The organism is Nitrospira sp. (assembly GCA_024760525.1).
Taxonomy (GTDB): Bacteria; Nitrospirota; Nitrospiria; order Nitrospirales; family Nitrospiraceae; genus Nitrospira_D.
In genome coordinates, this window is sequence record CP060499.1 from 2878003 (window position 1) to 2898752 (window position 20750).

Here is a 20750-nt window from a genome sequence, read left to right on the forward strand (position 1 = left end):
CCGCCACAGCTCGTTCCCTGCCAGCGAATCGCTACCTCGCATCGGCCAGCTATGTTTATGCAAATCCCATAAATGGTTTTGGTCAATAAATGATGCCGCCGACCACCCAGTGGCGGTCGTCGGGGATGTCGATCAGCAATCGTGTGAGATTCATGCGCGCCAGCTGTGAACCGATCTCATCCTCCGTAAAAGCCGCGAGCAGCGAGTTGTAGAAATCGCGGCGTAAGATATCCGGTTCATTGGCGGCGTACTGGTCCACAATGGCTTGCGCAGCTTCCGGCGATTCCGGGCGGAGCAGATCCATCACGAGTACCGGGGAGCCCGGCTTCACGAGTTGCCGAAGTTTTTGCCAAAACTGCAGGGGGTTGGGCAGATGGTGCAGCAAGCTATTGGAGATCGCTGCATCGGCAATATTGGCTCCAGCTACGGCATCGAGTCGTTCGCAACGCAGCGTAATGCGATCGGTCAAGTCAACTTGCTTCACTGCCTGTTCGCCTAACTGGATCATCGGCGCCGAGGCATCAACCCCGATGATCCGGCAGGCCGGATACAGTCTAGCAAACCGGATCGGGATGTCGGCAGGGCCGCAGCCGAGATCCAAAACACGGCCTTGCGAAAACTCCGGGAAGTATTCCTTGAATCGATCGACGAATCCTTGATTCTCTTCGGCAAAGTCGGCACGCGCATAGGCTTCCGCCTGCTTGGGATCGTCCATTACTTCCGGTTCGAGTATTCGATTCATCATCCTCATCCCCCGTCATCCGTAAAGCATGTTCGCAAGAAATCTTACGAACTCCCCGTCACTTCATGATTCCACGGTCACTGCATCTCCCGGTCGGACAATCCCTCCTTGCAACACCCTCGCATAGACACGACTCCAGCCAGGGTTTAACTTCTGCGAAATGCGCGAGAAATCCTCGTCCCTAAACCACAGCCGATTGTGACTGCAGGGAGTCGTATAGCTCGTGACTTCGAGTTGAATCTCGGGACCGATCGTCAATCGCACACCCGGCCGTACCAGCTCCCAATCCAGGCCGGACAGCGTCAGGTTTTCGCCGGACGATCCGGGGTCGATCGGATGACCTTCTTCTTGAAGCTGTTCGATAAGCTCCAGCGAAAATAGACAGACGGCCCGGTCGGGTCCGCCGTGAACCTTGAGATTCCGCTGCCGATCGCCATCCAACCCGTGTTCGCCCACTTTTGCTTCCCAAACGGGAAGCTTCGGAACTCCTCCGTCGGAGACATTGATCTGATGGACATGTGGATACGGCGGCCTGGTCGCCATCAGGCCTCTCCGTCGCAGGATTCAGGTCTGAGAAATTTCATCGCCACCCACCCCTCTTCCTGGCGCCGTTCCGAGCACGCCAAGCCAAGATTGGCGAATCGATCGACGATCTCATCCTGCTGCTCGACGAGAATACCGGAGACCAGTATGCGTGCTCCTTCCGACGCCGAGCTTACCACATCGCCGGCGAGATCCAAGATCGTTTGCCGGTCGAGATTAGCAAGCACCAGATCGGCAATCCGTCGCTTCTCCTCCGGCAGATCGTCCATCGTGCCCGTCATGATGTCGATCCGATCGTCCACATGATTCAACCCGAGATACTCCCTTGCACACTCCACCGCAACCGCATCATGTTCAACCCCGATGGCCGATGCGGCACCGAGCTTGACCGCCGCCATGGCTAAGATAGCGCTGCCGGCGCCCACATCCAAAACCCGCTCTCCGCCATGTATCTCCTTCTGCAACCATTCGAGCAACATCCGAGTGGTCGCATGGTGGCCGGTGCCGAACGCCTGCTTCGGATCGAGCACGATGTCGATATCGTTCGCCATCAATACGACTGGCTCCCAGCTCGGACGAATGACCAGTCGGCCGATGTGAAGTGGCCTCACTGAGCGAGCCCATACCTCGTTCCAATCCTGAGCCGGCACCTGTCGCACAGAGAGCGGAATATCCCCGATCGATGGTGCAAGGTCGGCAAGTACCAGACGAATCGAAGCGAGCCGATCCTCGTTCCACTGGTCTTCCGGCCAATAGAGATGGACCGCCCCCTCATCCTCCCATGCGCCTCGGAGGCTCGGATCATCGAGTCGACTGAGCAGCTCCCCCGCGTCGACGCACTCGTGGATACAAACGTCAATCCAATCGTTGGGCATGGCCATTTCGTGGTTGATGAAACCTGATAGATCGTCCTTCCAACGCAAGCCTACAAGATCCTGAGATTCACATTGGTATTTGACGTCCCCGACCCGTTCCCAGTAAGGTCGCTGTCATGGCTCACTCGCGTATCGCCCAGATCGAGACGATGGTCCGGTTGGCCGACCGGCGCATTGCTCGAGGAACCAGAACCAGCGCCACCTTCACGCGATGGCGGCTGGCCATTTTCCTCATCGGCCTAGTCGTCACGATCACCCTCTATAAGCTCGATTGGTATCACAGCGGCAACCTGGCCCTTGGAGTGTTCCTGGCCATCTTCGTCACCGTCGCCGCGTATCATAACAAGGTGGAAACCCGGATTCACCGGCTTCGTCAATGGAAACAGATCAAGCTGACGCATGTGGCGCGGATGGCGCTGGACTGGGCCGCAATTCCTCCTAGGCCGGGCGAAACTCCAAAGGCTCACCCGTATGCTGCCGACCTGGATCTCTTCGGCGCCCACTCTCTGACGCATCTCCTCGACACGACCGTCTCGGACCATGGCAGAGAGCGCCTGCATCATTGGCTGTTGGATCAACCTCCCATTCCATCACAGTGGCACACGCGGCAGTCGTTGGTGCGAGAACTGGCGTCACGCTCCTTGTTTCGTGACCGTCTGGCGCTCGAGGCCAAACTGACCGGAGACCAAGAAATCAACGGCAGGCGGTTGGCCGCGGTGCTTGAACATCCGGTCGGCTTGCCCCACTTGAACACATTTCTTGCCGTCCAAAGCCTGCTCGCCCTGACAACCATAGGTTTCGCCTTCGCCACAATGTTCGGCCGGCTCCCCGGCTATTGGATGTTTTCGTTCGCGGCCTATGTGCTGATCTACTTCATGACCGATCAAGGGGAAGAGTTGCTGGAGCATGCCGTCGGACTTCATCATGAAACCGAGCGGCTGGCCACGGTTCTCGGCTACATCGAGCGCCATGCAAAACGGCGGGACACGGCCCTCGCTTCAACGTGGACGACTACGATCGATGCGGCCAGTCCCACCCAGCACCTCAACCGCGCGGCTCGCACGCTCCATGCGATCAGCATCAAGGCTCACCCCCTTGTTCATCTGGCGGTCAACGCCCTGTGTCCGTGGGATCTGTGGTTCACCCGGCAACTGATTCAGGTCCAGCACGAGATCAAGGATGCCCTTCCTCATTGGCTTGACTGTTTAGCTGAAGTCGAAGCCGCGTCGGCATTAGCAACGTTCGCCCATCTTCATTCCGACTATGCATGGCCCACCCCGCTTGTCACAACCGCCGAACTGAACGGCACGCCTCCGGCTCTCCATGCAAACCAGCTCGGACACCCGCTTCTCCCCGCCAAAACCCGCGTGGCAAACGACGTTCATCTGACGGAGCTCGGCTCGATCCACTTGATCACGGGCTCAAACATGTCCGGCAAGAGCACCTTCCTGCGAACGATCGGTATCAACCTTTGTCTGGCGCAAGCCGGAGGTCCAGTCTGCGCACACTCGTTTGAATGGACCTGGAGCCGCTTGGCCTGTTGCATCCGCGTCGATGACTCGCTCGATGCCGGTCTGTCGTTCTTTTATGCCGAGGTCAAACGCCTGAAAACGATCCTCGATGCCACCAAAGAAATACCCGCGCCACCTGTGCTGTTCTTGATTGATGAAATATTCAAAGGCACCAACAACCGGGAACGGCTCATCGGCAGCCAGGCCTATATCACCGAACTGTCACAAGGGAATGGCTTCGGCCTCGTGAGCACCCATGATCTCGAGTTGGCGGAATTGGAGCCTGTGGTGCCGAGACTCATCAATGCACACTTCCAGGAAACCGTGTCGGCCGGCGCACTCGAGTTCGATTATCGGCTCCGACCGGGTCCTTGCCCCACCACGAATGCGCTGCGCATCATGGAACTGGAAGGGCTCCCTATTTCCCCAAACATCAACAATCGGGCAAAATAGACTGCACGGATGACCACCTCGGCCGGTTCTGACACTCAATCTCTTTCACATCCCCTTCGGGGTCTCCTGATCGCCCAATTCTGCGGGGCCTTCAACGATAACGCGTGGAAACTCATGGTTGCCTTGCTCGCCATTCGCCAAGCCACGGCCGGCATGGCGCAAGGGCCTGAACTGGAAACCGTCGCACAGACGCAGACCGCAATGGCATTTGTCATTTTCACCCTGCCGTTGGTGCTCCTCTCACTTGTCGGAGGCACACTGGCCGATCGCGTGAGCAAGCGGACGGTCATCATCGCTATCAAAATCGTCGAGGTGCTCCTCATGGCTGCCGGCACAGTCGCACTCTGGCTGAATCCCGCCGGAGGCGTCCTGCCGTTGGTCGTCTTATGCGGTATGGGGGTACACAGTGCCCTGTTTAGTCCTTCTAAATACGGGATCCTTCCCGAATTGATCCCGCATGAGCGGCTGGCTGTCGGCAACGGCCTCCTGGAGATGTGGACTTTCACGGCCATTTTGACGGGGACCGCGGCCGGAGGATTCCTACTCCACGTCGCCGGGGATCACACTTGGCTGGCTCCGCTGGCTTTGACCGGTCTCTCGGTCATCGGCCTTGCAACCGCCTTTTCGATTCCACACGTGCCGCCTGCCCGCGCAGCCGGAGGCATAGGGGTCACGATCCGAGGTGCATGGGCCGCGATTCAATCGGAACGTATGCTGCGCATGGCCATTCCGATGGAAATCATGTTCTGGACGATTGCGAGCCTATTCGGACAGAACGTGATCGTCTACGCCAAAGCCGTCTTGCATCTGTCCGATGCGATGGCGGGCCTTCCCCTCACTATCTTGTCGGTGGGTATCGGGGTCGGCGCAATGTTGGTTGGACGAGTTTCCCGTAACCGAGTCGAATACGGACTGATCCCTTTGGGCGCCATCGGCGTGTTCGTCACACTACTGTCGCTTGGCATCCTGGCGCCTGCGTTGACAGGCATGTTCCTCTTGATGGCAGCGCTGGGAGTTGCCAGTTCATTCATCTTCGTTCCGTTGAACGCGATCCTTCAATGGAAGTCCCCATCCGATCGGCGCGGGGCGGTCATTTCGTTCTCCAACACGTGCGTCTTCACCGGCATTCTGTTGGGATCACTGGCAGGCGGTTCCATGGCCAACGCCGGCCTTTCGACAACCGGCATTTTCTTGGCCGCCGCCGCAATGACCTTGGGTGGGATCGGGTGGGCGCTCTGGTTCTTGCCTGACACGTTCATTCGGCTGGTACTGGTCATTCTCACGAACACCCTCTATCGGCTTCGCATCATCGGTCAGTCTCATGTTCCTCAATCCGGCGGGGCGCTTCTCGTTCCGAATCACGTCTCCTTTATCGACGGGATGCTGCTGATCGCCAGTCTGGATCGCCCTGTGCGTTTCGTCGTTGATTCGCAATACGCCGAACAGCCGATCTTCAAACCGTTCATGAAGTCGCTCGGCGTCATTCCGATTTCCTCGCACGGGGGGTTGCGTGTGATTCTGCGGGCGCTCCGCGAAGCCGGTACTGCGGTGGACAATGGATCTCTCGTCTGCATTTTTCCCGAGGGCCAGATCACGCGCACCGGAACGCTCTTGCCGTTTCGACGGGGATTCGAACGAATCATGAAGGGCCGAACCGTTCCCATCATTCCCGTTCATTTGGACCGCGTGTGGGGCAGCATCTTCAGCTTCAATCACGGCCGCTTTCTCTGGAAAATGCCGGAACAGATTCCGTACCCCCTCACCGTTTCGTTCGGCGCACCACTGCCGCCGGATACCTCGGCGCAAGCACTCCGCGACAAGATTCGTGAACTCGGCGAAGCCGCCTGGCAGCTTAGGAAACCCAGCCGGCGGCCCCTGCACCGCGAATTTATCCGCTCGATGCGTCGTTATCCTTTCCGCCTGGCCATGGCCGACCACAATCGCCCCCATGTTTCATCCTTACAAGCACTTATCGGATCAATCGTGCTTGCGCGGACGCTGCGGCCGTATTGGAGGGACCAACAGCGGGTGGGTGTCCTGCTGCCACCCACGGTCGCCGCAGCGCTGGTGAATGTCGCCGCGCCCCTCTGCGGCAAGACCATCGTGAACCTGAACTACACGGTCGGGAAATCCGGTCTAGAGGCTGCCGTGGAACTTGCGGGTCTGCGCACTCTCGTCACGAGCCGCATCTTCGTTGAAAAAGCCAAACTCGAACTGCCGGACGGCCCGTCGGTGATCTGGCTGGAAGACCTGGCTAAGACGATCGGAGCCGGCCAGAAAGCGCTGGCTGCCCTGCTGGCTCTGTTCGCGCCATGCCGTCTCATTGAACGCGCCTGCGGGCAGACAACCCCACTCACCCCCGGCAGCATGGCCACGATCATCTTCAGCAGCGGCAGCACCGGAGAGCCGAAAGGGGTCATGCTGTCGCACTTCAACATCGATGCCAACAGTCAAGGCGCCACGCAGGTGCTCCATTTCTATCAGGGCGAACGGGTCCTCGGTATCCTTCCGTTCTTCCATTCATTCGGATATATGGTGTTCTGGTTCGTGATGTCCAACAATGCTGCAATGATCTTTCACCCTTCGCCCCTCGACGTAGCGGCAATCGGTGAGATCATTCGACGGCATCGGATCACGTTCATCGTCACCACGCCCACGTTCCTGCAACTCTACTCCCGCCGCTGCACGCCGGAACAGTTCAGCTCGGTGCGCGTCATCCTCACCGGGGCGGAAAAACTGTCGGCTCGGCTCGCCGAAGCCGTCGAAGACAGGTTCGGCATCGGCCCGATCGAAGGCTATGGCGTCACAGAGTGTGCTCCCGTCATTGCCGTCAATTGCCCGGACTTCCGCGCCGCCGGTTACTATCAACCGGCGTCTCGCCGCGGCACCGTCGGCCAGCCGCTCCCCGGTGTGTCCCTCCAAATCGTCGATCCAGACACCTACGCTCCGTTGCCGACCGGAGCTCCCGGTATGTTGCTCGTAAAAGGCCCCAACGTGATGAGCGGCTATCTCGGGCGAGAAGACCTCACGACCCAGGCGATGCGGGACGGATGGTACATCACCGGGGATATCGCTTCTTTGGATGAAGATGGATTTTTGACAATCACCGACCGGCTTTCGCGTTTCTCAAAAATCGGAGGTGAGATGGTCCCGCATGGAAAGGTCGAAGAGGCTTTGCACCAGGCAGCCGGAGCAGACACCCAGGTCTTCGCCGTGACCGGTCTTCCAGACGAGAAAAAGGGGGAACGGCTGGCCGTGCTTCACACGCTTGACGATGATCGGATTCCTGGCATTCTTGCAAAAGCATCGGCGAGCGGCCTTCCCAATCTGTTCATCCCCTCTCGGAGCCAGTTCGTCAAAGTCGACGCTCTGCCGGTGCTCGGCACCGGCAAGCTGGATCTGCGGGGCGTGAAGCGCATCGCGACGGAACGACTCCAAGGGCAGGGCGCATGAGTCGTATTTCGCGAAAGGTTTCGTGCAGACTACGAACCCAGCGATAGGATAGCTCGGCGAACTGATGCCTCTCTCCGAACCAGACTCCACGCACGACGCCTCACCAGATACGGTTCAGAAATCACTCATCGATTGCCATGTCCATCTTGCGGCATTGCCGGATGGCGACAACGGCTGTTTCATCTCGCCGAAGCTGCTTCGCAGCCCGCTCTTTCGATTTCTCTTGTGGAAACACGACCTCTCTCCCGCCCACCCACGGGCGGCCAATCAGCAATACCTCGATCACCTTCTCTCGGAATTACGCGCTTCACGGCATGTCTCAAAGGCGGTCCTGCTCGGCATGGACGGATTCTACGATCACACCGGATTGCTCAATCGCCAGCACACCGACTTTCTCGTCAACAACGATTACGTGTTCAAGGTAGTGCAGACCTACCCCGATGTCTTTTTGGCCGGCCCGTCGATCAACCCGCAAAGGGAAGACGCGATCGACGAAGTCCATCGCTGCGCCGATGCCGGCGCCGTCCTGATCAAAGTCCTACCGAATGCCCAGCACTTCGACCCGGCTGACGAGCGATATAAACCTTTTTATCGGGCACTGGCGCAACGCCGCTTACCCTTCTTGAGCCATGTCGGCTACGAATTCAGCTTGATCGGCAAGGACCAATCACTCGGAGATCCCTCTCGGCTCCGCCTGGCCCTGGACGAAGGCGTGACCGTCATTGCCGCTCATGCCTGCAGTTACGGCCTCATGTTTTATGAAAAATTCGTTCCGGCCTTACGAGAATTGTGCGGGCGTTATCCACATTTCTATGCCGACATTTCAGCCCTCACCCAACCCCATCGCTTGAAAATGCTTCTACACCTCAGGCACCACCCGGAGATTCAAGCTCGGTTGCTCTTTGGAACAGACTACCCGCTGTCGGTTTTCCACCTGCCCGCCTGGGGCCGGGTCGGATTCCAGACGCTTAGCCGAATGATCCGCACGAAGAACCGCTTCGACCGCCAGGTGGAGGTTTGCACAGGTTTGAACCTGAATTTTCGATCCTTCGGCGACCTTGTTTCGGGCCGGAGCTTGACGAGTTGACGACACTGAACTGGGAAGCGCGTACAGTCTTTCCAAACAAAAAGGCCGTTCTCCGCGAGGAGAACGGCCTTTTCCATGTCCGTGGAATCTATCGCGCGATCTATGGATTAACCGAGATTCGATCCTTGATCAAGTCGAAGGTTTCTTTGGGGACGACATTCTTCGCCACCAATTCGCCCTTCACGCGATAGGGACGATTGTTCACGATTCGATCGGCTTCGTCTTGTTTCAGTCCCAAGAAGAGAATCATGTCGCTCGCTGACACCTTATTGATGTTCATCGCCGCGGAAGCGACTGGAGCGGCTGGAACCGTTGCAGGAGCGGTTCCAGATGGTGCCTGGCTTGGGGTCAGCGTTGCTGTCTGTCCCGACGATCCCGACTGAGAGCGGTCTTTGAGCTCTTTCTGATAGCGAGCCACCAACGACTTCAGCGTATCGTTATGACGCTTCACGTCCTGATACTCCTGCCGTACATTTCTATTCTGCGCCGATAACGCCTTGACCTTGTCTTCCAGCTCCTTCGTCCTTCCTTCGACCGTGCCTCGCTCCGTGTCACGCCCATGCTCAATGCGCTGGAGTTCGTCCCGAGCCGCCTGGGCTTCATTGCCGAACTTTACATTCATTTCTTTGAGCGTTCGAACTTGTTGCTCCATGGCATTTTTCTGTTGGCGAGCCTTCTCCAGCTCCATTTTGGCATTGTCCGATTCGGCCAACGCCTCTTGGTATTTCTTGTTGGATACGCAACCCGTGGTTAACACCGCTCCAACCAACAATATCGCCGTCCACTCGCGTCTCATGCGATCCTCCCTCCATCAAATCCTACGACTTGACTGCGCTTCATCTGGATCTTCACTTCCATCCGAATGTGAAAGTCGTTTTTTTCGTTTACCTTCTCTGTGTGTATGCCAACACCCGGACGTTGTCAACATAATTGCTTTTGTGCGAAGCCCTCCCGCCGATTCACAGATGAGAACAAACCATCCGGCGCTTGACGGATCAGCGTCGCTCTGTGATTATCGCTCACATTCTAGCAGACACAGCTATGGGGATTGAAACCTCCGCCCTACTATTCCAGGAGTGGTGTACGCATGAACGAATGGGGTCCGGCGCTTGCAGTGATTCTTGGAGTCGTCGAAGGACTGACTGAGTTTCTTCCCGTTTCATCAACCGGACATCTTATTCTGGTCGGCCATGCCCTCGGTTTCACCGGCGACGTGGCCGCAAACGCGGAGATCTCCATCCAGTTGGGCGCGATTCTGGCCGTCATCGTATTCGAACGGGAAAAAATCGGACGGCTTCTCACGGGCGCTTGGGAGGAACAGAAAACATTGCGATCGTTCTCTCAAAACCAGCCGGCTGTCGCGTTGACCCACCGCCTCAAGATTTCGATGCAAAGTCATCCAAACTTATGGTTCCTGCTCGGATTAGGCATCGCCTTCCTGCCCGCTGCCATACTCGGTCTGATGGCTCACGGATGGATCAAATCCTATTTGTTCACCCCTCTGACGGTGGCGTTGACATCGATTCTCGGTGGCATCATCATTCTCATCGTTGAAGCCACGACACGAACCACCCGCGCGAAGAGTCTGGATCAGGTGTCGGCAGTCCACGCATTCTGGATCGGTCTGGCACAATGCGCCTCCCTGATTCCCGGGATGTCTCGGTCCGGCTCAACCATCATCGGAGGCCTGCTCGCTGGGTTGGATCGTAAAGTTGCCACGGAGTATTCCTTTTTTCTCGCCCTTCCAACCATCATCGCAGCGACGGTCTACGAAACGTGGAAGGCACGAGGTACATTCACCGAGCAGGATTTTCTGGCGCTCGGCCTCGGCATGGTTATCTCATTTCTGGTGGCTTGGGCGGTCATCGCCGCGTTTTTGACCTATGTCCAACGCCATACCTTGCGCGTCTTTGCCTACTATCGTATTATCCTCGGAGTTGTAGTTTTATTGGTCGTCCGCTGAAAGGAGTTGTTCATGTCTTCGGATACGATTCATGTCTACGATACGTGGGTCAACGGCAAGAGCGGTCGCATTCACTTCGATGTGATGACGACCGATGAAGCCACCGCCCTCAAGCTCGCTCAGGAATACCTCATCAGCATCGGAGAACCGAGTGCGACGGTGACCACGAGAGAATGCCAATTCTGTCACAGCGAACCACTGTTCATGTTCTCAGCGGAGCAGCAGAAACAAGCCAAAGAAAAAGGCGGATTTATCGTCCGCATGCCGGCCTAGCGAGTATCGCACTCACGGGTGGTCGTTCGAATCGGGTATTTCGTTGAAAGGGGCAAACGCTTCACGTGTTAGGGAACGGACGAGGTCTCCGACGCTGTAGGAGGATCGGCTCGTTTCTCAAAGGCGAAGTGAATGATGAGGACGATCACCCCGATGGTAATCGCAGAATCCGCCACATTGAACGCAGGCCAGTGGTAGTTGTCGATATAGACATCCAGAAAGTCGATCACTTCTCCAAAACGCAGCCGGTCGATCAGGTTCCCGATCGCGCCGCCGAGAATTCCTGCAACACTGACACGCCCCATCCAATCCTCTTCCGGCATCCGCAGCAGAATCGTGCCCAGCAGGCCAAGGGCAAAAATCGACGTCAACCCAAAGAAGACCATCCGAAACGCGTTGCTGCTCCCGGCCAGCAAACCGAATGCCGCACCGGGATTTCGAATATACGTCAAACTGAAGAGATTGGGGATGATGGGGATCGATTCATGTAGCCGCATGGTTTTCATGATCTGCTGTTTCGTCAGTTGATCCAGGAAAATGATGCTGCCGGTCACCGACGCCAAGGCCAGATTCCGCAAGATAAGGCCGCTCAACGGATTGCCTCCAGACACCGGTCACAGAGGGTAGGATGGTCGGGGAAGGTCCCGACTGCGGGCCGGTAATTCCAGCAGCGCTCGCATTTGCCATGCGTCGACTTGGTTACGGAGACGGCGAGATCGGACGTGGCATCGGGCCGTTGATCGACGGTCACCTGCGAGACGATAAACAAAGCGCCCAAATCCTCTGGCGAGATATCCAGCCACTGACCGGTCGGCACATCGGTGGTGAGATGAACATGCGCTTCGAGCGAAGAGCCAATGACTTTCTCGCGCCGCCGTTCCTCCAAAACTCCTTGGACCTGCGCACGATATTTCAGCAGTCGCTCCCACCGTTCCGCCAGCCTCGCATCGGCCCAAGCCGGATCCGGCTCGGGAAACCAGGCGAGATGCACGCTCGTGGTTTCCATCCCTCCGGGCACCTGCGCGGCCAGCGTCCGCCAGATTTCTTCCGCCGTGAAACTCAATACCGGCGCCATGAGTTTTGACAGCGTCACCGCGACTTCAAACAGGACGGTCTGTGACCCTCGCCTCAAAGGTGAGTCGGCGCGGAAGGTATAGAGTCGATCCTTGAGAATGTCGAGATACACGGCACTGAGGTCGACCGCGCAAAAATTGTTCAGGGCATGGAAGATCGTGTGGAACTCGAAATTTTCATACGCTTGCCGTACCTTGGTAATCAGTCCACCAAGACGCAGCAGTGCCCAACGGTCCAACTCGGGTAACTGGCCGTAGGGAACACGATGCGCAGCCGGATCGAAATCGTACAGATTGCTCAGTAAGAATCGGGACGTGTTGCGGATCTTCCGATAGGCCTCGATCAGATGATTCAGAATCTCCTGCGAAATGCGGAGATCCTCACGATAGTCTTGAGCCGCCACCCACAAGCGGAGGATTTCTGCGCCCGACTGTTTGATGACGTCCTGGGGCGCGACGACATTGCCGGCCGACTTGGACATCTTCTTGCCCTGCCCGTCCACGACGAAGCCATGGGTCAATACCGCCTGATAGGGCGCCCGATGATCGGTTGTGATTCCAGCCAGCAGGGCGCTATGAAACCACCCGCGATGTTGGTCGGAACCTTCAAGATACAAATCAGCCGGCCACCATCTCTTCGGTTTCGCCACCGCAGCATAGCTGACCCCTGACTCAAACCACACATCGAGAATATCGCGTTCTTTTTCAAACTTGGCTCCCCCGCACTTCGGACACGTCGTTCCGGCGGGTAACAAATCAAGCGCGGATCGTTCGAACCAGACATCCGCACCCTTCGATTCCACCAACGCTGCCACATGCTCAATCACAACAGGGTCGGCAAGGACATGATGACAGGTATGACACGTAAACCCTGGAATCGGCACACCCCACACGCGCTGGCGCGAAAGACACCAGTCCGGACGGTTTTCGATCATGCCGAAGATCCGGTCGCGACCATAACTCGGGATCCACCGGACCCGTTCGATCTCCGCCAGTGTCTCCCTTCGCAAATCATTCGTCTCCATGGAGACGAACCACTGCTCGGTCGCACGAAAGATCACCGGATTCTTGCACCGCCAACAGTGCGGATAGGAGTGGTTCAACGAGCCATGACCGAGCAAACGCCCATTCGCCTGGAGGTATTCGACAATCTTTGGATTCGCCTTCAAGACATGCTGTCCGGCGAATTCCTTCACGACCGGCGTGAATCGCCCGCCATTGTCGACCGGCGCCAGAATTTCGAGTCGTTCACCTGGTGACGCCTTGGCGTTGTGTTCCAGCACGAGAAGATAGTCCTCCATGCCATGTCCAGGCGCGATGTGTACGCAGCCGGTTCCCTGCTCGAGGGTTACAAAGTCTCCGAGTAGGATGGGTGATAAGCCGGTGGAAAGTGGACGTTGCGTCTCCAACCCCTCAAATCCTTCTCCGCCTTTCTTTACCCCCACCACGCGATAATCAGTGAGCCCACAGGACTTGGCAACGCTCTCCAGAAGTTTCTCCGCCACAATCAACAGCTCCTCACCGACTTGGACGAAGGCATAGTCGAAATCGCGGTGGAGGCAGACCGCTTGATTGGCCGGTAAGGTCCAGGGTGTTGTCGTCCAGATGACGACGGAGACCAGCTTCATTCCTTCCGGAAAGGAGATCCCGGGAAAGGCCTGTGCCAAAACGAGGGGCGAGGTGACGACCGGAAATTTCACATAGATCGACGGCGAGGTGTGGTCATCATACTCGACTTCCGCTTCCGCCAGCGCCGTTTGATCGTGGGTGCACCAGAGTACGGGCTTGAGGCCCTTATACACCCCTCCGTGCTCGACAAATTTCCCGAACTCGCGAATGATCGTCGCTTCATAGCCAGGGGTCATGGTGAGGTACGGGCGATCCCATTCTCCCAGCACCCCGAGTCGCTTGAACTCCTCTCGCTGGATGTTGACGTATCGTTCGGCATACTCACGGCAGAGTCGACGAATCGCCGACACATCTAAGTCCTTTTTCTTGTCACCCAATTCCTTCATGACTTGATGCTCAATCGGCAATCCGTGGCAGTCCCATCCCGGCACATAGGGCGCATGGAAGCCTGCCATTGTCTTCGACTTCACGATGATATCTTTCAGAATTTTGTTGAGAGCATGTCCGATATGAATTCTGCCGTTCGCATACGGAGGACCGTCGTGGAGTACGTACCGAGGCCGTCCCGTGCCTATCGCTTGGATCCGGTCATAGAGCTTCTGTTGCTCCCACCAGGCCAGCATCTCAGGTTCCCGCTGCGGCAAGTTGGCCTTCATCGGGAAATCGGTTTTGGGAAGGTTGAGTGTCGACTTATAGTCCATAGACGATGGGATCCAAATCACTCATCAGGTAATCATACAGAATTGAGGGAATATACCGGAACGGAGGGGGGAGGCACCAGTCTTAACTGACGGCCATCATGCGGTCCAGCGCGACCTTCGCCCAGCGCTTGTCATCCTCCGCCACCACGATGTGGTTGACAACCTGCCCTTCCGCCAGATTCTCCATGGCCCAGCAGAGATGTGCCGCATCGATCCGGAACATGGTGGCGCATTGGCAGACCGTGGATGAGAGGAAGAACACTTTTTTGTCGGTGAGTTCGTGCTTCAATCGATTCACAAGATTCAGTTCCGTACCGACCGCCCACGTTGTGCCGGCTGGTGCGGCGGTAACCGTGCGAATGATGAACTCGGTGGATCCGATGAGATCCGCCTTGTTCACAACATTTTCATGGCACTCAGGGTGAACGATGACCTTGCCGTCCGGAAACTGTTTGCGAAAGTGATCCACGTGGACGGGTTGGAACATCTGGTGAACGCTGCAATGGCCCTTCCAGAGAATCAATTTGGCTCGCTTGATGGCGTCCTTGGTATTCCCGCCGTTCGGCTGGTAAGGGTCCCATACGATCATTTGGTCTCGAGGAATGCCCATCTTATTCGCCGTATTGCGGCCCAAGTGTTCATCGGGAAAGAAAAGTATTTTTTCTCGCCTGGCCCAACACCATTCGATCACGGCTTTGGCATTGGAAGACGTGCACGTGATCCCTCCATGTTCGCCGCAAAATGCTTTGAGCACCGCCGCAGAGTTCACATACACCGCCGGCATCACGGTCTCTTCCACAGGAACCACGCGTCCCAACGCTTCCCAGCACTGGTCCACCTGCTCGATCGCCGCCATATCGGCCATCGAACAACCGGCGGCCATATCAGGCAGAATCACCGTTTGTTGAGAACGGCTGAGGATGTCCGCCGTCTCGGCCATAAAATGCACGCCGCAAAAGACGATGTAGGGTCGCTCGGACCGTTCGGCGGCCAGCTTGGCGAGCAAGAGCGAATCACCGCGGAAATCAGCATGCTGAATCACTTCATCCCGCTGGTAATTATGGCCTAAGATCATGACCCGTTCACCGAGCACCTGCTTGGCCGCCACTGTTCGGCGGTACAATTCTTCCGTCGATAGCGCTTGGTATTCGATGATTGGTCTGGGTAATGTCGCAGTAGCTGTCACACCTTCCTCCGAATGAAAAGGAATGTCATTCTACGATAGGCTCCCCGTACAATCAACGAAGGGGTCCAACGAGGAAAAGTCCTAGTCAGCCGCCCCAAAGGATAGTAGACGGAATGGGGCTAATAGCCGATTGACTTCGCTCATCTCCGAGGACTACGATCAGCACCAGTAGTTAGAGCTAGGGGTGCCTGGAGGCTGAGAGTCCGAACGAATCGGACGACCCTCACAACCTGACCTGGGTAATACCAGCGTAGGGAAGCCGGACGACAGCGGATCTTGTGAGGATTCAGCCGCGTTCCCTACTCCCGGGAAAGCGGCTTTTTTTATTGGCGGCAGGTGCTGCAAGCATTTGGCCTCACAGATTCGGCCACTTACGAAAGGATCTCACTATGAGCATCCCTACCGATACGAACGGATCCGTCAACGGGACTGAGACGACCATTCCGTCTTCTCCCTTGACCACGACGCCCTTCCCTGCATCGCGAAAAGTCCATGTGGACGGCGCTCAGCGCGGCGTCCGTGTACCGATGCGAGAAATCTCCCTCACTCCCACCAAAGGACCGGACGGAACGAAATCTTCTAACGCCTCCGTGATCGTGTACGACACCTCAGGTCCCTATACCGATCCCTCCATGGCGATCGATGTTCGTCAGGGCCTCACCCCGTTACGGCGAACCTGGGTGCTGAGCCGGCAGGACGTTGAGGAACTTCCTGAGGTGAGTTCGACCTACGGCCGCATGCGCGCGACCGACCCAAAGCTGGCCGAACTCCGGTTTCAACATATCCGCAAGCCCTTGAGGGCAAAACCGGGTATGAACGTCACGCAGTTGCATTATGCCCGGAAAGGCATCGTGACTCCGGAGATGGAATTTATCGCCATCCGCGAGAACCAATCTCGCCAAGCGGCATTCGAGACGGCGTCGCAACACGGTCATGGTGGTGGCGTGACACAACACCCGGGCTTCTCTTGGGGCGCCAACATTCCTCGGGTCATTACGCCGGAGTTTGTGCGTGATGAGGTCGCCCGCGGCCGCGCGATCATCCCGTCCAACATCAATCATCCCGAAAGCGAGCCGATGATCATCGGCCGCAACTTTCTGGTGAAGATCAACTCGAACATCGGCAATTCCGCCGTTGCCTCCTCCATCGAGGAGGAAGTCGAGAAGATGATTTGGTCCACCCGATGGGGCGCTGATACCGTCATGGATTTGTCGACGGGCAAGAACATTCACGAAACACGGGAATGGATCATCCGCAATTCACCCGTGCCGATCGGAACGGTGCCGATCTATCAGGCGCTCGAAAAGGTGAACGGCAAGGCAGAAGACCTGACGTGGGAAATGTTCCGTGACACGCTGATCGAACAGGCCGAACAGGGCGTCGATTACTTCACGATTCACGCCGGCGTACGCCTGGCCTATGTGCCCCTAACCGCCAAACGAACGACCGGCATTGTGTCGCGCGGCGGATCGATCCACGCGAAATGGTGCCTGGCCCATCATCAGGAGAACTTCGCCTACACCCACTTCGAAGAGATCTGCGAGATCATGAAGGCCTACGATGTCGCCTTCAGTTTAGGCGACGGGCTCCGGCCGGGATCGATCGCCGACGCCAACGACGACGCGCAGTTCGCCGAACTCGATACATTGGGCGAACTGACCAAGATTGCGTGGAGGCACGATGTGCAGGTCATGATCGAAGGCCCCGGTCACGTTCCCATGCACATGATTCAGGCCAACATGGAAAAGCAGCTTGCGGCCTGCCATGAGGCGCCGTTTTACACACTGGGGCCGCTGACGACCGATATCGCGCCCGGCTACGACCACATCACGTCCGGCATCGGGGCCGCCATGATCGGATGGTACGGCTGCGCTATGCTCTGCTACGTGACCCCCAAGGAACATTTGGGCTTACCGACCCGGGAAGACGTCAAGACCGGCGTCATCACGTATAAAATTGCCGCGCACGCGGCCGACTTGGCCAAAGGCCATCCCGGCGCCCAAGCGCGGGACAACGCCCTGTCGAAAGCACGTTTCGAGTTCCGCTGGGAAGATCAGTTCAATCTTTCCCTTGATCCGGAGACCGCGCAGCAATTCCACGATGAAACGCTCCCGGACAACGCCGCCAAGGTTTCGCATTTCTGTTCGATGTGCGGCCCACACTTCTGCTCCATGAAGATCACTCAAGACGTCCGCGACTATGCCGCACAATTGCAAATCGACGAACAACAGGCGATTCAAATCGGCATGAAGGAGAAAGCCGAGGAATTTAAGAAGACTGGTTCTGAGATTTATCGTTAGCATGAATACAGAAGACGGATGCTGAAGGAGTGCCCCATGGCCAAACCACGACCAGCCCCCTTGCGTGAACGGGACATCACCCGGCAGATCGCCCGGGAATACTATAAAGAGTTCGATCAGCTGATCGAGAGCGACGTGATCATCGTCGGCGCAGGCCCATCCGGGCTTATCTGCGCGCATGACCTGGCGAAAATGGGATTTCGAACGCTGGTTGTCGAGCAAAGCCTGGCTCTGGGTGGTGGATTCTGGTCAGGCGGGTATCTCATGAACAAGGCCACCATCTGTGACCCGGCCAATGAAATCCTCGAAGAGATCGGCGTGCCCTGCAAGAAGATCAAAGAATGCGAAGGGATGTACATGGTTGATCCTCCGCATGCCACCGGTGCCCTGATCGCTGCAGCATACAATGCCGGCGCCAAGCTGATGAACCTGACGAGAGTGGTGGACCTGATCCTCCGCAACGACGGCTCGTTGGAAGGGGTCGTCGTCAACAGCACCACCGTCGAGATGGCTGGTCATGACATCATCCATGTGGATCCCATCGCCCTTGAGAGCAAGATTGTGGTCGATGCAACCGGCCATGATGCTGTCGTGGTCGAGCTCTTGCACAAGCGGAACCTCTACAACAAGGTTCCGGGAAACGGTGCCATGTGGGTTGCACGATCTGAAGAAGAAGTCATGGACCGAACTGGAGAGGTGTATCCAAATTGCTTTGTCATCGGCTTAGCCGTCGCCGCCGTGTACGGCACACCGAGAATGGGGCCCGCCTTCGGCTCGATGCTCTTATCCGGCAGGTACGGCGCGGAATTGATTAAGAAGAAGCTGAAACAGGAGTAACGAATCTAGTCACCCCACGCGGCCGGCAGTCTGATCACAAGGATCATCCGGCAACGAGCACGACCCTGGTAACTTTTTTCAATAGCCTGACCATGGACATGCAAGATTTTTTATTACAGGGTGAAGGTCGCGAGGAGGATAAGCGCCAGGCCTGGGATCTGTTTCAACAGGCCTTTGAGCGGCAAATGAAGGGTGACCTCGAAGAGGCAGTCAATCTTTATAGGAAGTCGATCGCCTCCCATCCCACTGCCGAGGCCTACACGTTCTTGGGGTGGACGTACAGCTTCATGGGACGACTTGATGACGCCATTGAAGAATGCCACAAAGCCATCGCGCAGGATCCTGACTTCGGCAACCCCTACAATGACATCGGCGCCTATCTGATCGAGAAGGGCGAATTCGACGAGGCCATTACATGGTTCCAGAAAGCGATGCAGGCCAAGCGTTACGAAAGCCCGGCCTATCCGCACCTCAATCTCGGACGCGTGTACGAGCGCAAGGGAAACTGGACGGAGGCCATCGATTCGTATAAAAAAGCCCTCACCTTGGACCCCAACTATGCGCTCGCCAGGAAGGCGCTGGGACGGTTGATCAGCTCACTAAACTGAAATCACACCTCCATGCCAACAACCATTCTTGTCGCCATCACCGACCTTTTCTTCTATACCAAAGTCCGGGACGCACTACGGCAGACCGATTATCACATTGAGAAGGCCCGCGTGCAGCAAGATATCGTCGACAAAGCTGTTTCCGTCGACCCAGGCATGGTCATCTTCAATATGAACGACCTGGCCCTCGATGCCTTTCAGGCGTTGGAACGGCTGAAAGCCGATCCTCGGTTGGAAACCATCCCGACGCTGGCCTTTGCCAATCATGAAGAAGTTGAGACCTGGCACCGTGCCAAGGCGCTTGGAGTCACAAAGATCGTCTCCCGCAATGAATTTTCTGCTCGAACCAAAGACCTCGTGGACGAAGTCCTTGCCGCCGCCTCACGGTAACCAGTGTCGGACGGAAAGTCGAAGGAGTAATCGATGAAACGATCCCGGCTTTACACACAACATATTCAACTCGGGGCAACCTTCCAGGAACTCACTGGCTGGGAAGTGCCCGCCCATTATGGCGATGCCACTGCCGAGCACCGCGCCGTCCGTCAGGCCGTGGGGCTGGCTGATCTTTCCCATCGTGGCAAAATCAGAGTAACGGGCGAGGATCGCGTGAAGTGGCTGCAGAGCGTCATCAGCAATGACATTCTCCCGCTTCAACCAGGCCAGGGTCGCTATTCCAGCCTGTTAACCCACAAGGGCAAGATGCTCACGTACTTCCGCCTGTATCTGCAGACCGAAGCGGTCATGCTGGAAGACGTTGGTGAGATCGGAGACACGACATTTCAGGCTCTGCGCAAATTCCTGCTCTACGGCACCAAGGCCAAGATTGAAAACTGCGCCGAAAGTTGGGGACTGTTGCTGATCAGTGGGCCGAAAACCGCTCACGTGGTGCAATCAGCCTTCGGCGTCGAAGTCTCAGACTTAAAACCGGTTGATTTTGTTACCGCGCAGATCGGAGGGCATCACGCCCTCGTGTTGCGTACGGAAGAGACGGGAGAAACGGATGTCGAAGTGCTGCTCCCCATAGACGGCGTGTCGACTGCATGGACCAATGCCATGCAGGCCGGAGCGAAATTTGGAATCAAAGCCATTGGAAGTCAGGCACGGGAAGCCCTGCGCCTGGAGGCCGGCATTCCCAAGGCCGGACCCGATTTGAATGAAGAGATTGTCCCGCCTGAGGCCAACCTCGAAGGCAAAGCCTTCAGCCTGAATAAAGGGTGCTATCCAGGACAAGAAGTTGTCGCGCGTATGGATACATACGGCAACGTCCGCCGTAAACTCGTCGGACTGGTGCTCAAGGACTCCCTCGTACCGCCGCATGGGGCTAAACTCCATAGCGGCGATCGTGAGGTGGGCTGGATCAGTAGTGCCGCTCACTCCCCTCAGCTCAATAAAGTCATTGCGCTCGGATTTCCTCTGCGTGACTTCAGCAAACCCGACACTGTCCTCTCGGTCGAGATCGACGGGGTACCGCACGAGGCCATCGTTCACACCTTACCCATCTATACCAAACCGTAAC

17 protein-coding genes and 1 riboswitch are annotated in these 20750 nt (G+C 57.0%); of the genes, 10 read left to right on the forward strand and 7 right to left on the reverse strand.

Translation table 11 applies throughout. The features are described 5' to 3' along the window. Positions 1–82: 82 nt before the first annotated feature. Genes H8K04_13485 through H8K04_13495 form a run of 3 tightly spaced genes read right to left on the reverse strand, consistent with a single transcriptional unit; the run spans position 83 to position 2160 of the window. Positions 83–745 (reverse strand): class I SAM-dependent methyltransferase, encoded by a 663-nt coding sequence (locus H8K04_13485; protein ID UVT14844.1) that lies wholly within the window; start codon positions 743–745, stop codon positions 83–85. Positions 746–805: 60 nt separating this feature from the next. After that, positions 806–1285 (reverse strand): MOSC domain-containing protein, encoded by a 480-nt coding sequence (locus H8K04_13490; protein UVT14845.1) that lies wholly within the window; start codon positions 1283–1285, stop codon positions 806–808. Beyond that, the gene (locus H8K04_13495) at positions 1285–2160 is read right to left on the reverse strand and encodes a 50S ribosomal protein L11 methyltransferase (GenBank protein UVT14846.1); all 876 of its coding nucleotides are present in this window, start codon (positions 2158–2160) and stop codon (positions 1285–1287) included. Before H8K04_13495 ends, H8K04_13490 begins: the two co-directional genes overlap by 1 nt. 116 nt (positions 2161–2276) lie before the next feature. Between H8K04_13495 and H8K04_13500 the strand changes: the two genes are divergently transcribed. The 3 genes from H8K04_13500 to H8K04_13510 all read left to right on the forward strand — a co-directional run bounded on the left by H8K04_13500 (position 2277) and on the right by H8K04_13510 (position 8664). Beyond that, on the forward strand, positions 2277–4124 hold the full coding sequence (locus H8K04_13500; GenBank protein ID UVT14847.1) for a hypothetical protein: 1848 nt from the start codon (positions 2277–2279) through the stop codon (positions 4122–4124). A gap of 9 nt (positions 4125–4133) precedes the next feature. Beyond that, positions 4134–7577 carry an MFS transporter gene (locus H8K04_13505; GenBank protein UVT14848.1) on the forward strand — a complete coding sequence of 1148 codons (3444 nt, stop codon included), beginning with the start codon at positions 4134–4136 and terminating at the stop codon, positions 7575–7577. A 64-nt stretch (positions 7578–7641) separates the two neighbouring features. Next, entirely contained in the window at positions 7642–8664 is a 1023-nt protein-coding gene (locus tag H8K04_13510) for an amidohydrolase family protein (GenBank protein ID UVT14849.1), read from the forward strand. A gap of 100 nt (positions 8665–8764) precedes the next feature. Here H8K04_13510 and H8K04_13515 read toward each other — a convergent pair whose 3' ends face one another. Continuing rightward, positions 8765–9460: a hypothetical protein gene (locus H8K04_13515; protein ID UVT14850.1), complete on the reverse strand. Its 696-nt coding sequence runs from the start codon at positions 9458–9460 to the stop codon at positions 8765–8767. A gap of 291 nt (positions 9461–9751) precedes the next feature. On the opposite strand from H8K04_13515, the gene H8K04_13520 reads away from it, so the two are divergent. Then, complete coding sequence (locus tag H8K04_13520; GenBank protein UVT14851.1) at positions 9752–10627, forward strand: undecaprenyl-diphosphate phosphatase; 876 nt, start codon at positions 9752–9754, stop codon at positions 10625–10627. A gap of 12 nt (positions 10628–10639) precedes the next feature. After that, positions 10640–10900 carry a DUF2024 family protein gene (locus H8K04_13525; protein UVT14852.1) on the forward strand — a complete coding sequence of 87 codons (261 nt, stop codon included), beginning with the start codon at positions 10640–10642 and terminating at the stop codon, positions 10898–10900. 68 nt (positions 10901–10968) lie between these two features. Here the strand turns inward: H8K04_13525 and lspA are convergent, their stop codons facing one another. From lspA to nadA, 3 genes are all read right to left on the reverse strand, one after another. Then, positions 10969–11481: a signal peptidase II gene (lspA, locus tag H8K04_13530; GenBank protein ID UVT17979.1), complete on the reverse strand. Its 513-nt coding sequence runs from the start codon at positions 11479–11481 to the stop codon at positions 10969–10971. A gap of 8 nt (positions 11482–11489) precedes the next feature. Next, entirely contained in the window at positions 11490–14303 is a 2814-nt protein-coding gene (gene ileS, locus H8K04_13535; GenBank protein ID UVT14853.1) for an isoleucine--tRNA ligase, read from the reverse strand. 82 nt (positions 14304–14385) lie between these two features. Further along, positions 14386–15489 carry a quinolinate synthase NadA gene (gene nadA / locus H8K04_13540; protein UVT14854.1) on the reverse strand — a complete coding sequence of 368 codons (1104 nt, stop codon included), beginning with the start codon at positions 15487–15489 and terminating at the stop codon, positions 14386–14388. 170 nt (positions 15490–15659) lie between these two features. Then, a riboswitch (TPP riboswitch) is annotated at positions 15660–15763 on the forward strand. Between the two features lie 115 nt (positions 15764–15878). Between nadA and thiC the strand changes: the two genes are divergently transcribed. From thiC to H8K04_13565, 5 genes are all read left to right on the forward strand, one after another. Beyond that, positions 15879–17789, forward strand: coding sequence for a phosphomethylpyrimidine synthase ThiC (gene thiC / locus H8K04_13545; protein UVT14855.1), 1911 nt, complete (start codon positions 15879–15881; stop codon positions 17787–17789). A 36-nt stretch (positions 17790–17825) separates the two neighbouring features. Next, positions 17826–18626, forward strand: a complete 801-nt coding sequence (locus H8K04_13550; GenBank protein ID UVT14856.1) for a thiazole biosynthesis protein — start codon at positions 17826–17828, stop codon at positions 18624–18626. Positions 18627–18718: 92 nt separating this feature from the next. Further along, positions 18719–19234: a tetratricopeptide repeat protein gene (locus H8K04_13555; protein ID UVT14857.1), complete on the forward strand. Its 516-nt coding sequence runs from the start codon at positions 18719–18721 to the stop codon at positions 19232–19234. Positions 19235–19246: 12 nt separating this feature from the next. After that, a complete protein-coding gene (locus H8K04_13560) occupies positions 19247–19624 on the forward strand; it encodes a histidine kinase (protein ID UVT14858.1) in 378 nt (125 codons plus the stop codon). A 33-nt stretch (positions 19625–19657) separates the two neighbouring features. Beyond that, a complete protein-coding gene (locus tag H8K04_13565; protein UVT14859.1) occupies positions 19658–20749 on the forward strand; it encodes an aminomethyl transferase family protein in 1092 nt (363 codons plus the stop codon). Position 20750 lies beyond the last annotated feature (1 nt).